This is a genomic window from Acidovorax delafieldii, from assembly GCF_007993815.1.
GTDB classification, from domain to species: domain Bacteria; phylum Pseudomonadota; class Gammaproteobacteria; order Burkholderiales; family Burkholderiaceae_C; genus Acidovorax; species Acidovorax delafieldii.
In genome coordinates this window covers 38,458-50,843 of the sequence record NZ_VJWE01000004.1, presented here as the reverse complement: position 1 = coordinate 50,843, position 12,386 = coordinate 38,458, and the positions used below count along the sequence as shown (strand labels likewise).

General features: G+C 67.7%; 9 protein-coding genes. 7 read left to right on the top strand and 2 right to left on the bottom strand.

Going from position 1 to position 12,386, the window contains the following annotated elements:
* Nucleotides 1-149: 149 nt before the first annotated feature.
* Nucleotides 150-2,207 carry a DNA primase gene (dnaG, locus tag ATF69_RS02205; RefSeq protein ID WP_146869778.1) on the bottom strand — a complete coding sequence of 686 codons (2,058 nt, stop codon included), beginning with the start codon at nucleotides 2,205-2,207 and terminating at the stop codon, nucleotides 150-152.
* 58 nt (nucleotides 2,208-2,265) lie between these two features.
* On the opposite strand from dnaG, the gene ATF69_RS02200 reads away from it, so the two are divergent.
* The 3 genes from ATF69_RS02200 (at nucleotide 2,266) to ATF69_RS02190 (ending at nucleotide 6,788) form a co-directional block, all read left to right on the top strand.
* Nucleotides 2,266-3,369: an ABC transporter substrate-binding protein gene (locus ATF69_RS02200; RefSeq protein ID WP_425291756.1), complete on the top strand. Its 1,104-nt coding sequence runs from the start codon at nucleotides 2,266-2,268 to the stop codon at nucleotides 3,367-3,369.
* 3 nt (nucleotides 3,370-3,372) lie between these two features.
* Nucleotides 3,373-5,040 (top strand): GGDEF domain-containing protein, encoded by a 1,668-nt coding sequence (locus ATF69_RS02195; protein WP_233193718.1) that lies wholly within the window; start codon nucleotides 3,373-3,375, stop codon nucleotides 5,038-5,040.
* A gap of 101 nt (nucleotides 5,041-5,141) precedes the next feature.
* On the top strand, nucleotides 5,142-6,788 hold the full coding sequence (locus ATF69_RS02190) for an acyl-CoA synthetase (protein WP_146869777.1): 1,647 nt from the start codon (nucleotides 5,142-5,144) through the stop codon (nucleotides 6,786-6,788).
* A gap of 164 nt (nucleotides 6,789-6,952) precedes the next feature.
* On the opposite strand, the gene ATF69_RS02185 is transcribed toward ATF69_RS02190, so the two are convergent.
* On the bottom strand, nucleotides 6,953-7,846 hold the full coding sequence (locus tag ATF69_RS02185; RefSeq protein ID WP_146869776.1) for an AraC family transcriptional regulator: 894 nt from the start codon (nucleotides 7,844-7,846) through the stop codon (nucleotides 6,953-6,955).
* Nucleotides 7,847-7,998: 152 nt separating this feature from the next.
* On the opposite strand from ATF69_RS02185, the gene ATF69_RS02180 reads away from it, so the two are divergent.
* From ATF69_RS02180 to ATF69_RS02165, 4 genes are all read left to right on the top strand, one after another.
* Entirely contained in the window at nucleotides 7,999-8,544 is a 546-nt protein-coding gene (locus tag ATF69_RS02180; RefSeq protein ID WP_146869792.1) for a carboxymuconolactone decarboxylase family protein, read from the top strand.
* A gap of 216 nt (nucleotides 8,545-8,760) precedes the next feature.
* Nucleotides 8,761-9,390 (top strand): pyridoxamine 5'-phosphate oxidase family protein, encoded by a 630-nt coding sequence (locus ATF69_RS02175; protein ID WP_099729827.1) that lies wholly within the window; start codon nucleotides 8,761-8,763, stop codon nucleotides 9,388-9,390.
* Nucleotides 9,391-9,573: 183 nt separating this feature from the next.
* A complete protein-coding gene (locus ATF69_RS02170; RefSeq protein WP_056743307.1) occupies nucleotides 9,574-10,329 on the top strand; it encodes a sulfite exporter TauE/SafE family protein in 756 nt (251 codons plus the stop codon).
* A gap of 79 nt (nucleotides 10,330-10,408) precedes the next feature.
* Nucleotides 10,409-12,358, top strand: a complete 1,950-nt coding sequence (locus ATF69_RS02165; RefSeq protein WP_146869775.1) for a bifunctional diguanylate cyclase/phosphodiesterase — start codon at nucleotides 10,409-10,411, stop codon at nucleotides 12,356-12,358.
* Nucleotides 12,359-12,386: the final 28 nt, after the last annotated feature.

Here is a 12,386-nt window from a genome sequence, read left to right as displayed (position 1 = left end):
AGATGTCTGGGCGATCATTTGGTGTGCAGTCCTTGCGATAAGTGGGCCCATCAGCGCATAGGTGCGCGTTTGTCACGGTGGCCCGGCTCGGAGGTGCTGCTGTCGCTCTTGCCAATAACTAACCTTATATTATACCGCCCGCACTCGATTCAAGTGGTTTTTGGCGCTATTTGCTCCAGTTCCTTGCGCTTTTCGGCCAGCGCCCGGTAGCGCTCCAGGGCCGAGGGGTCTTGTGCCACCTGCAGCACCAGCACTTTTTGCTGCTCCTTGATGTCTTCGATCTGCATGCGGGTGAGCAGGTCGCGCAGCTCCAGCCGCAATTCGTGCAGTTCGCCCTCGGTCTGCGCATGCGAGCCGGTCATCACCTTGACGGCCAGCTCTTCGCACTCGTGATCGCGCAGGCTTTCGCGCAGCACGGCCCACGCCAGGGGGCCATGTTCGTGGAACTGCGCCTCCAGCCACGCAAACAGTGGCCCATGGGGCGCTGGTTGGGCCGCCAGTGTGGTGTGGTCGTCGTGCGTCAGCTCTTCCAGAAACGCCATGTGCGACAGCAGCAGCCGCGCCGCGTGGTCCGCCCGGCCCATGGCCGGCGTGCGGGGCAAACGGGGCTGGGGCGGCCAGGGAGCGTCCTTGTCGCGTTTTTTCCAGCCCCCGCCGCTTTTCCAGTCGCCTCCCTTGCGGAACGGAGGCTTGCCGCCGCTGCCATAGCCATTTTGGCCTCCGTAGCCTCCCTGATTGCCGTAACTGCCGTAGCCGGGGTCGTAGGCCGTGCCTGTCGACTCGCTGTGGGGTTGCCAGCCATCGGTGTCGAGCGGGGCATCCCAACTGGGGGCGTCATCAGGGGCGGTACGGGGCGGGTGGCGCTGCGGGGGGGCATGGTGTGCAGCGCGCAGGCCGTCGCGGGCGGCGGCCTGGCCCCACAGGTCGGACAGGTCGCGGGCATTGAGCTGGGTCAGCTCGGCCAGCTCGCCCAGCAACTGGCGCTTGAGCACGCCGTCGGGCAGCGCCGTCCACAGCGGGCGTGCATTGCTGGCCATGTGGGCACGTCCTTCGGCGGTGGCCAGGTCGCAGCCCTCGCTGGCCGATTCGACCAGGAAGCGGCTCAGCGGCATCGCGTCGCTCACATGGCGCGCAAAGGCGTCGGTGCCATGGTCGCGGATGAAGCTGTCCGGGTCGTGCTCTGCGGGCAGGAACAGAAACTTGATGCTGCGCGTGTCGGTAGCGTGGGGCAGGGCGCCGTCCAGGGCCTTGCGCGCAGCGCGCCGTCCGGCGTTGTCGCCGTCAAAGCTGAACACCACCGCGTCGGTAAACCGCAGCAGCTTTTGCACATGCTCTGGCGTGCACGCCGTGCCCAGTGTGGCCACCGCGTTCGGAAAACCCAGCTGCGCCAGGGCCACCACGTCCATGTAGCCCTCGGTGACCAGCGCGTAGCCCGCCTCCCGGATGGGCGTGCGGGCCTCGAACAGGCCGTACAGCTCGCGCCCCTTGTGAAATACCGGGGTTTCGGGGGAGTTGAGGTACTTGGGCTTGTCGTCCCCCAGCACCCGGCCACCAAAGCCGATGTACTCGCCCTTGACGTTGCGGATGGGGAACATCACCCGGTCGCGGAACCGGTCGTAGCGCTTGCCACCGTCTTCGTCGTTGACGATGACCAGGCCGCTTTCCTCCAGCAGCGGGTCGTCGTAGCTTGGGAACACGCTGGCCAGGCTGCGCCAGCCTTCGGGCGCGTAGCCCAGGCCGTAGCGCTTGGCCACCGCGCCCGAAACACCCCGGCCCTTGAAATACCCAATGGCGCGCTGCGACTCGCGCAGGTGGCGGCGGTAGGCGTCGGCGGCTTTCTCCAGCACCTCGTTCAGCGTGGCTTGTTTCTGTCGCGCGGCGGCGGCGCGTTCCTTTTCCTGCGGGGAGATGTCGTCATCGGGCACCTGCAGGCCCACGCTCTGGGCTAGGTCCTGGACGGCCTCGACAAACCCCATGCCCGCGTGGTCCATCAGAAAGCTGATGGCATTGCCGTTCTTGCCGCAGCCAAAGCAGTGATAGAACTGCTTGGCGGGGCTGACGCTGAAAGAGGGAGACTTCTCTCCGTGAAAGGGGCACAGCCCCATGAAATTGGCGCCACCTTTTTTCAGCTGGACGTAGCGCCCCACGATGTCCACCACGTCCACACGGGTGAGCAGTTCCTGAATGAAAGACTGAGGGATCGTCACGCGCCCTATTGTCCGCGTAAACTCTTTGTAACCAGTTATTGCTGGAAAGGCTTTTGGCATGGGGTTCGCGGCATGTGGGCGGGCGTTGGCGGGTAGGGCGCTGCACGGGTGGCGCGCCAGCCTGCCCGTGCTGCTGTTCGCGCTGGCGGGGCTCGCATGGCTGCCGGGGTCCTCGCAGGCCGCGACGGTCCTCAGGGTGCTGGCCTGGCCGGGTTATGCCGACCCGGACTTTGTCGCGGTGTTCGAGAAGCGCCACGGGGTCAAGGTGGAGATCACCATCGTGGCATCGGACGACGTCTTGCGCGCCAAGATGGACAGCACCGACGGGCCGGGTTTTGACCTGGTGGCTGCCAACACGGCGGAAATTGCGCGGCTGATCCTCCATGACAAGCTCGCGCCGTTGCCGCTCGGCAACATCCGCAACACTGCTGGGCAGCTGCCCCGGTTTCGCCAGCTGCACACCATCTCGGGCATTGGCTGGCGGGGCGAGGTCTATGCCATGCCCTTCACCTATTCCGAGATGGGGCTGGTGTACGACCGCCAGCAGTTCAGCACGCCACCGCAGTCGATCGCCGTGCTGTGGGACCCGCGCTGGCAGGGCAAGGTGCTGGCGTTTGACGGCAGCAGCCACGGGTTTTCGCTGGCCGCCATGCACCGGGGCCTGCCGCCGTTTCGCATCGACCCCGCCCGTTTCAGCCCGCTGGCCAAGGACCTGGTGGCCCTGCGGCGCAATGTGCGGTCGTTCTACAGCCTGCCCGAGGAGTCGGTGGAGCTGTTTCGCAAGCACAAGGTGGCGGTAATGCACGCCAACTACGGCCAGCAGCAGCTCAAGCAGCTGCGCGATGCGGGGCTGGATGTGGGCTACGTTGTGCCCAAGGAGGGCGCGCTCGCCTGGCTGGATTGCTGGGCCATCACCCGCCGCTCCACCCAGGTGGCGCTGGCTGCCGAGTGGATCAACTACATGCTCGACCCGGCCGTGAGCCGCGAGTTCACGCGGCGCCAAGGGCTGGCCAACACCCTGGACGAGCCACCAGCGCTGGCGGGCGATGTGCCCGGGGGCACCATGGGCCCCATCGTGTGGCTGGAGCCGGTGGAAGACGAAGCCCTGCGCGCACGCCTGTGGCAACGCATCGTGTCGGGCGACCGACCCAACCGGTTCTGACCGATGGCACGCGTGAAATGGAGCATCGCGCTGAGGCTGGGGGCCCTGCTGGCCTCGTTCAGCGTGTTCGCGGCCATTTTGGCGGGCTACTACACCTTTGACTCGAGCCGCGAACGCCTGCAGGGGCGGGCCGAGCGCTCGCTGCTGGCCACCACGCAGGTGCTGGCGCGCCACATGCAGGCTGGCTTTGGCACGGTGGCGCGCGACACAGCCTTTCTGGCCGACGCCGCTGCCGTCGAACAAGACCAGGGACGGCTGGCCGACCTGTTCAAGGCCAACCTGCAGGCCCATCCCGCCTATTTGCAGATCCGCTTCATCAGCGCCAGCGACTACGGGCTGGAGCTGGTGCGCATCGACCGCCAGGGCGACAAGCTGGTGCGCGTGCCCGATGACCAGCTGCAGGAGAAGTCGCACTTTCCGTTCGTTTTCGAGGCCCTCAGCCTGCCCGATGGGGAGGTGTATGTGTCCGAGTTCGGCATCAACCATGAAGACGCCGCGCAGGAGGCGGCCGTGCCCGTGTTCAACATGGCGTCGCCCGTGGTACAGGGGGGGCAGCTGCGGGGCGTGGTGGTGGTGCGGGTGGCGGCCGCGCCGTTCCTGCACAACTTCAACGCAGCGCTGCCGACCCCCTACGGTTTTTATCTGAGCAACCGCTGGGGTGACTTTCTGGTGCACCCGGACGCCGCGCAGACCTTTGGCTTTGACCGGGGCCAGCGCATCCTGATCCAGGAGTCGTTCCCGCAGGTGGCCGCGCTGGTCGATGGCCGTGCCGAAGAGGCGGTACTCAGCCAGTCCGGCACCGACGACGAGGAGGCGCGTGTTTTTGCCTTTGTGCGCATGCCCTTTGGCAACGCGGACGAGGGGCGTTTCATGGTCGTGGGGCTCTCGCAGCCGCTGGCCGTGGTGCAGGGCGAGGTGCTGGATCTGGGCCGCAGCATCCTCAAGATCCTGCTGGTGCTCAGCGTGGTGGGTGTGGCCCTGGCGGCCGGGGTGTCGCGCCTGGTGACCCAGCCGCTGCAGGCCATGGTGAAGGCGGCGCAGGCGTTTTCACGCGGGGAGGCCCACGGCGCGCTGCCGGTGCACCGGGGCGACGAGGTGGGCGAGCTGGCCCGCAGCTTCCAGGACATGGAGCAGCAGATCAGCCGCCAGTTGGCTGAGCTGAACCTGAGCCGTGACGCCATGGCCCACCTGGCGCACCACGACGCACTCACCGGCCTGCCCAACCGCCGCATGTTCGAGCAGCGCCTGGCCCAGGTGCTGGAGCTGTCGCGCCGCAGCGGCCGCAGCTGTGCCCTGTTGTTCGTGGACCTGGATGAGTTCAAAGCCATCAACGACACGCGCGGGCATGCCGTGGGCGACCTGGTGCTGCAGGCGGTGGCACGCACCATCGTCGGCGCCGTGCGGCAGGTGGACACCGTGGCCCGGCTCGCCGGGGACGAGTTCACGGTGCTGTGCGAAAACGTGGATTCCGAAGAGGCCGCGCTGCAGATCGTGACCAAGCTGCAGCACGCGTTCGAGCCACCGCTGGACATCGACGGCGAGCCCCTGGCCGTGCGCGCCAGCATCGGCCTGAGCCTGTTCCCCCGCGACGCGCAGGATGCGCGCACACTCATGGCCAGCGCCGACGCGGCCATGTACCGCATCAAGCAGAGCCACAAGCGAAGGTTGTGAGGCTGCGCACCGCAGTCCATCCGCGCCTGCGCCGGCCCGTGTTGCTTTCGTGTCAGCCTGCGGCGCTAGGCTGTGTGTAGTTCACCTTCTTGCACCGACCCATGACCTCCATCTTTGACCAGCACCTGCCCCGCAACGAAGCCAACTTTGCCGCCCTGTCGCCCCTGTCGTTCATCGAACGCACGGCCGAGGTCTACCCCGACCGCCTGGCCATCGTGCACGGCGCGCTGCGCCAGACCTGGGCCCAGACCTACGCGCGCTGCCGCCAGCTGGCCAGCGCGCTGACCCAGGCCGGCATCGGCAAGAACGACACCGTGGCCGTGATGCTGCCCAACACGCCGCCGATGGTGGAGGCGCACTTTGGCGTGCCCATGGCGGGCGCGGTGCTCAACACCCTCAACACCCGGCTGGACCCGGAGGCCATCGCCTTCATGCTTGACCACGGCGAGGCCAAGGCCGTGATCGTGGACCCGGAGTTCACCGGCACCATGGCCAAGGCGCTGGCCCTGCGCACGGGCACCACGCCCATCCGCGTGATCGAGGTGCAGGATGCCCTCTACGGCCCCGCTGTGCAAAGCCTGGGCGGCACCGACTACGAAGCCTTTGTGGCCAGCGGCGATGCGGCCTTTGCCTGGAGCCTGCCCGCCGACGAGTGGGATGCGATTGCGCTCAACTACACCAGCGGCACCACCGGCAACCCCAAGGGCGTGGTCTACCACCACCGGGGCGCCGCCACCAACGCCATCAGCAACGTGCTGGAGTGGGACATGCCCAAGCACGCGGTGTACCTGTGGACCTTGCCCATGTTCCACTGCAACGGCTGGTGCTTTCCGTGGACCATTGCGGCGCGTGCGGGTGTCAACGTGTGCCTGCGCCGTGTGGACGCGCAGGCCATCTTCGACGCCATCCGCACCCACGGCGTTACGCACTACTGCGGTGCGCCCATCGTGCACGGGCTGCTGGTCAACGCGCCCGAGGCCATGAAGGCGGGCGTTCCTGCAGGCGTCAAGGCCATGGTGGCGGGCGCCGCGCCACCGGCCTCGATGATCGAAGGCATGGAAAAGATGGGCTTTGACCTGACCCATGTGTACGGCCTTACCGAGGTGTACGGCCCCGCGACGGTGTGCGCCAAGCACGAGGCCTGGGATGCGCTCGACATTGGCGAGCGCGCCCGCCTCAACGCCCGCCAGGGCGTGCGCTACCACCTGGAGCGCGACGTGCGCGTGCTCGACCCCGAGACCATGCAACCCGTGCCGCAGGACGGCGAAACCATGGGCGAGATCATGTTCAAGGGCAACATCGCCATGAAGGGCTACCTCAAGAACCCCAAGGCCACCGACGAGGCCTTTGCGGGCGGCTGGTTCCACAGCGGCGATCTGGCCGTGCAGTACCCTGACGGCTACATCAAGATCAAGGACCGCAGCAAGGACATCATCATCTCGGGTGGCGAGAACATCTCGTCCATCGAGGTCGAAGACGTGCTCTACCGCCACCCCGACGTGCTGGCCGCTGCCGTGGTGGCCAAGCCCGACCCCAAGTGGGGCGAGACGCCCTGCGCGTTTGTAGAGCTGAAGGCCGGTGCGCAGACCACGCCCGAAGACATCGTGGCGCACTGCAAGAAGCACCTGGCCGGCTTCAAGGTGCCACGCGCCGTGGTGTTTGGCGAGCTGCCCAAGACCAGCACCGGCAAGATCCAGAAGTTTGAGCTGCGCAAGCAGGCCGGGTCGGCAGCGGCCATCAACGTCTGAGAAGGCGTGACACGCCTCGTGGAGGGGGCGCGCGCGGTGGGTGGTTATTTGCTATGTAATTAATAGCTGTTTGCGCATATTCCACTAGCGCATCCGCCGCTTTTGGCTTGAAAACCGGGGCCAGGGGCTCCTGGGTGCCCCTGCGGCGCTGCCTGGGCTGGGTGTCAGCGCCCTTCGCCCCCCGCTTCGCGCCAGTCCCTTGCCGACATCCCCAGCTTTTGCGCAAACACGCGCGACAGCGCCGAGGGGTTGGCATAGCCCAGTTCGTGGGCAATGGATTTGAGCGACCGGCCCGCACGCAGGTGAGCCTGCGCCAGCGTCAGCCGCCAGTGCGCCAGGTAGTCGGCGGGCGTGTCCCCCACCACGGCCTTGAAGCGGGCGGCAAACGCGCTGCGCGACATGCCCGCCTGCTGCGCCATCTGCGCCAGGCTCCACGGCTCGCCAGGGGCCTCGTGCAGGGCCGTGAGCGTGCGCGACAGTTGCGGGTCGGCCAGGCCCGTCAGCAGGCCGGGGGGCATCTGCGCCTGCTCCGGGTGGTCCAGCAGCCAGCGCAGCAACTGCAGCAGCACCACTTCAAACAGGCGGTCGGCCAGCACGCGGTGGCCGCAGCGCAGGCGGTCGGTTTCGGCAAACAGCAGGTCCAGCGACTGCTGCAGCCCGTCCACCGCGCCCAGCGGCAGCACCACCAGCGGGGGCAGGGCGCGGGCCAGTGGGTGGCTGGCGCCGCCGTCAAAGTCCAGCGCGGCGCAGGTGAAGTCCGAGCCCTCGGTGGGCGCGTTGTGAAAAAAGTGTTCCAGCGGCCGGGCATAGAACAGCAGGCTGGGCTCGCACACCTGAAGCCGCTCGGGCTGGCCCGCCTGGGGCTGGTGCGTGACCACCATCTCGCCCTGGCGCAGCACATGCAAAAAGCCCCGGCCCGGCGCCGCCGCAAAGTGCGTCACGCCACACAGCGGCCCGTTGTGGAACAGGTGCGCCCGCACCCGAAACCGCTCCAGCAGCGGCGACAACCGGTCGAGCGGGGTGGAGGCCTGCGCGGGCGTAGGAACGCTTGGTGGCATGGTTTTGGATGATTGGGTATGAATTATGGATTTTATGTGCCCAATGGTACACGCTGGCGCCGGACACTGCAGGGGTGCCGAGAACAGGCACAAGTTCTCACCCACCCTTCATGACCTTCAAGGAACACACCATGTCCGCTACTTCTTCTTCCATCGCCCGCGTCCCCCTCGTCGACCGCACTGCCGCCACCGGCACTGTGCTCGCGGTGCTCGACCAGGTCCACGGAGCCTTTGGCGCCACGCCCAACATGTTCCGCGCCGTGGCCAACTCGCCCGCTGCGCTGCAAAGCATGTGGGGTGCGTTTGGCGCCTTGGGAGGCGGCGTGATCGGCGCCGCCCTGGGTGAGCAGATCGCCGTGGCCGTGGCCAACCGCAATGCCTGCGACTACTGCCTGGCCGCCCACACCGCACTGGGCCGCAAGGCAGGCGTGAGTGGCGAGGCCCTGGCCGCCGCGCAGGCGGGCGAGTCAGCCGACCCGCGCACAGCGGCCGTGCTGCGCTTCGTGCTGCAACTGGTCAACGAACGCGGCCAGGTCGATGCGGCCGATGTGCAGGCCCTGCGCGACCAGGGCGTGAACGACGAGCAGATCGTCGAGATCGTGGCCCATGTGGCGCTCAACCTGTTCACCAACTACGTGAACGTGGCGCTGGCCGTGCCGGTGGACTTCCCTGGCGTCAAGCTGCGCCCGGCGCGCTGAACGATGGGGCGGCGCGCGTCTGGCCGGTGGGCTGGGTGCGCGCCGCTTCTGTTGCTGCTGGCGCGGTCCTGTGGCGAAGCCATCGCAGGCAGTCCTTCGCCAAACCCATGCGTGCATTTTTTGCACGCATGACCGGCTGCAAAGTCGTTTGTCAGCGCGGCAGGCCTGCTGCACCATGGCCGCTCCCTTGCCCACCCACCCGAAGGAAGCCGCCCCATGACCCCCGCCCGCGACGAGCACGCCATCGACACCCTGCCACGCCTGGAGGCCCTGCTGGGCACGCTGAGCGATGCCTCCGTCCACAAAGAGCTGCCGTATGTGCACCCCGCCTACCGCGCCATGATCGCGGCGTCGCCCTTTGCCGTGCTGGCCACCACCGGCCCCGGCGGGCTGGACGCCTCGCCGCGCGGCGACCCCGCCGGTTTTGTGCAACTGCTGGATGACAAGACCTTGCTGCTGCCCGAGCGCCGTGGCAACAACCGCGCCGACAGCCTGCGCAACATCGTGGCCGACCCGCGCGTGGCGCTGCTGTTCCTCATCCCCGGCGTGGGCGAGACGCTGCGCGTCAACGGCAACGCGCGCATCAGCGTCGCGCCCGACCTGCTGGCGCGTTTTGTGGTCAACGGCCAGCCGCCAAAGTGTGTGATCGTGGTCGATGTGCAGGCGGTGTACTTCCAGTGCGCGCGCGCCATCCAGCGCTCGCGCCTGTGGCATGCCGTGCCGCCCGGCACCCCGCGCCCCGTGCCCACCCCGGGCGCCATCCTGGCGTCCATCACACAGGGCGCATTTGACGGCGCTGCCTACGACCGCGAACTGCCTGCGCGCCAGCAGGCCACGCTGTATTGAACCGGCACCGCGATCCGTCGCCACAGCGTTGCCCCTGCTGCCAGCGCACACAATGGCGGCTGGATGCGCAGGGCTTGCGCTTCATGGACTCTCCGGCCGAACGCGCAGATGCGTGAGGAGCGTGGAGCTCCGTGGGGCGTGCAGCCCACTCACGCGCACGTTCACACCAAGTGAGGGGGAGACATGGATTCCGTGCTGTTGATCGTGGCCCTGGGCGCAGTGGCCGCCGGGTTTGTGCAGGGGCTGTCGGGTTTTGGTTTTGGCATGGTCGCCATGTCGTTCTGGGCCTGGACGCTGGAGCCCCGCCTGGCCGCGCTGCTGGCGGTGTGCGGCGCGCTCACTGGACAGCTGGTGGCGGCGGCCACGGTACGCCGGGGGTTTGACCGGGTGCGCCTGCTGCCCTTTGTGCTGGGTGGCCTGGTGGGCATCCCCATTGGCGTGGCCGTATTGCCCCGGCTGGACATGGACGCGTTCAAGGTCATCCTGGGCACGCTGCTGGTGCTGTGGTGCCCGGCGATGCTGATGGCCAAGCAGTTGCCCCGCATCACGCGCGGCGGGCGCGTGGCCGACGCGCTGGTGGGCATGGCCGGCGGCGTGATGGGCGGCCTGGGCGGCTTCACCGGCGTGCTGCCCACCCTGTGGTGCACCTTGCGCGGTCTGGACAAGGACGTGCAGCGCGCCATCATCCAGAACTTCAACTTGGCCATGCTGCTGGTGACCTTCATCACCTACCTGGCCACCGGTCTGGTCACCCGCGAGGCGCTGCCGCTGCTGGCCATCGTGGTGCCCGCCATGCTGGTGCCCGTGCTGCTGGGAGCGCGGCTGTACCACGGTATCAGCGATGCGCGGTTCCGGCAGATCGTGCTGGGCATGTTGACCTTGTCGGGCGTGGCGATGCTGGTGGCCAGCCTGCCCAAGGTGCTGGCGCGGCTCGCGTAGGGTTCCATTTGCGTGGGCCGCGTCCGGTGGCCATCCTGTTGTCGACTTGCTGCACATGCCCCGCTACATTTCGAGGGGCATGGAGCAAAAAGATGACACCACGCGGCCACCGGACGCGGACGACCGTCTTGAGGCCGGGGCCCCGCGTCGCCGCTATCGCCTTGTCACGCCGCTGAGCCTGGCGATTGCGCTGGGCTGCATCGTTGCCGTGGCGGGCTTGTGGCTGGTCACGCTGCAGCGTGTGGCGTTCGAGCGCGAGCAGGCCGTGGCCTCCGCCATGCAGTCCAATGCCAACCTGGCCATCGCCTTCGAGCAGCAGGTGTTCCGCACCCTCAAGGCGGCCGAGCAGGTCGCCGCCTTTGTGCGCGAGCAGTACCTGCAGCAGGGCACCGACATTGACCTGCGCGACTGGGTGGAGCGGGGGGTGATCCGCGAGCCCATGTTCACCATCATCAGCGTGGTGAACGAGCAGGGCGACATCGTCAGCAGCAGCCAGGAGACCGGGGCCGTCAACTACAGCGACCGCGCCTTTTTCAAGGCGCTGCGTGCCAGTGATCGCGATGACCTGTTTGTGAGCGAGCCTGTGCTGGGCCGGGTGTCGGGGCAGTGGCGCATTCCGATGGCGCTGCGCATCGTGAGCGAGGGAGGCCGCTTTGGTGGTGTGGTGGTGATGTCGGTGGACCCGACGAACTTCACCGACTTTTACCGCCAGGCCGACCTGGGCGCACAGGGGCTGCTGGAGCTGACAGGGCTGGACGGCGTGGTGCGCGGCCGCAAGGCCGGGGGCAAGATCAGCTTCGGCGGCGATGCGCGGGGCCTGCCCTGGTTTCAACTCCGCGTGCAAGACCCTGAAGGCGAACTGATCGATGAGAACGGCGCGGTGGACGGTGTGCCGCGCATCCTCAGCTACCGCAGCATGGCGGGCTACCCGTTGATGGTGACGGTGGGGTCGACCTCCGACGAGGTGCTGGCGCCGGTGATGCAGCGGCGCGTTGACTACCTCGCCCTGGCGGCGGGGGCCAGTGTGGCGCTGCTGTGTTTTGGCGCGCTGCTCATTGTGGTGCTGGCACGCCAGCGGGCCGTGGCCGATGCCCTGGCGTCCAGCGAAGGCTTGTTCCGCGCCACCTTTCACCAGGCGGCCACCGGCATCGCCCACATCACGCCCGAAGGCCGCATCCTGCGTGCCAACGACAAGTTCTGCCGCATGCTGGGCTATTCGCTGGAGGAGCTGCGCCAGCGCGACCTGTTTGCGCTGAGCGACGAGGGCGAGCGTGAAGCCCTGCGCCGCTTTCTGGCGCGGCGCCTGGTGGCGCACTCGCCCGTGTTCTCCCCCGAGATGGAAAAGGCCTACCGGCGCAAGGACGGCGGCCTGTTGTGGGTGTACGAAGCGCTGGGCCTCGTCAAGGACGCCCAGGGTCACCCGGACTTTCTGGTGGTGGTGACGCAGGACATCAGCGCACGCAAGGAGCTGGAGATGCGCCTGTCGCACGATGTGCTGCACGACGCGCTCACAGGCCTGTCCAACCGCGTGATGTTCCACGACCGCCTGGCGCGTGTGCTCGAAACGGCCCGGCGCCACGGGCGGCACGCCGCAGTGCTCTATGTGGACCTGGACGGGTTCAAGTCCGTCAACGACCAGTGGGGCCATGCAGCGGGCGACCTGCTGCTGCAGCAGGTGGCTCGGCGGCTTGAAGACTGCGTGCGCGCCGAAGACACCGTGGCGCGCCTGGGCGGCGACGAGTTCGGCATCGTGCTGGCCACCATCGAGCGGGCAGACCACTGCGAGGTCGTGGCCGGCAAGGTGCTGTCTGCGATGGAGCAGCCTTTTGTGCTGGAGGGCGCTGTTGCCCACATCTCGGCCAGCGTGGGCGCGGCGCTTTACCCGCGCCATGGCACCGATGCCGATGCGCTGCTCGCCCAGGCCGATGCTGCGATGTATGCGGCCAAGCAGGCAGGCAAGAACCGCTTCAACATCGACACCGCACTGAGCCCGCTGGCCGATGACGGTGTTGCAGGTCCACCGGTCTGATGAGGTGCCAGCCATCGAGGGATGGTTC

Bases quoted from the DNA above. Each gene is read 5' to 3' on its own strand.
- ATF69_RS02190 (WP_146869777.1), top strand. From the start codon at position 5,142: ATGACCTCCATCTTTGACCAGCACCTGCCCCGCAACGAAGCCAACTTT.
- ATF69_RS02195 (WP_233193718.1), top strand. From the start codon at position 3,373: ATGGCACGCGTGAAATGGAGCATCGCGCTGAGGCTGGGGGCCCTGCTG.
- ATF69_RS02170 (WP_056743307.1), top strand. From the start codon at position 9,574: ATGGATTCCGTGCTGTTGATCGTGGCCCTGGGCGCAGTGGCCGCCGGG.
- ATF69_RS02165 (WP_146869775.1), top strand. From the start codon at position 10,409: ATGGAGCAAAAAGATGACACCACGCGGCCACCGGACGCGGACGACCGT.
- ATF69_RS02175 (WP_099729827.1), top strand. From the start codon at position 8,761: ATGACCCCCGCCCGCGACGAGCACGCCATCGACACCCTGCCACGCCTG.
- ATF69_RS02200 (WP_425291756.1), top strand. From the start codon at position 2,266: ATGGGGTTCGCGGCATGTGGGCGGGCGTTGGCGGGTAGGGCGCTGCAC.
- ATF69_RS02185 (WP_146869776.1), bottom strand. From the start codon at position 7,846: ATGCCACCAAGCGTTCCTACGCCCGCGCAGGCCTCCACCCCGCTCGAC.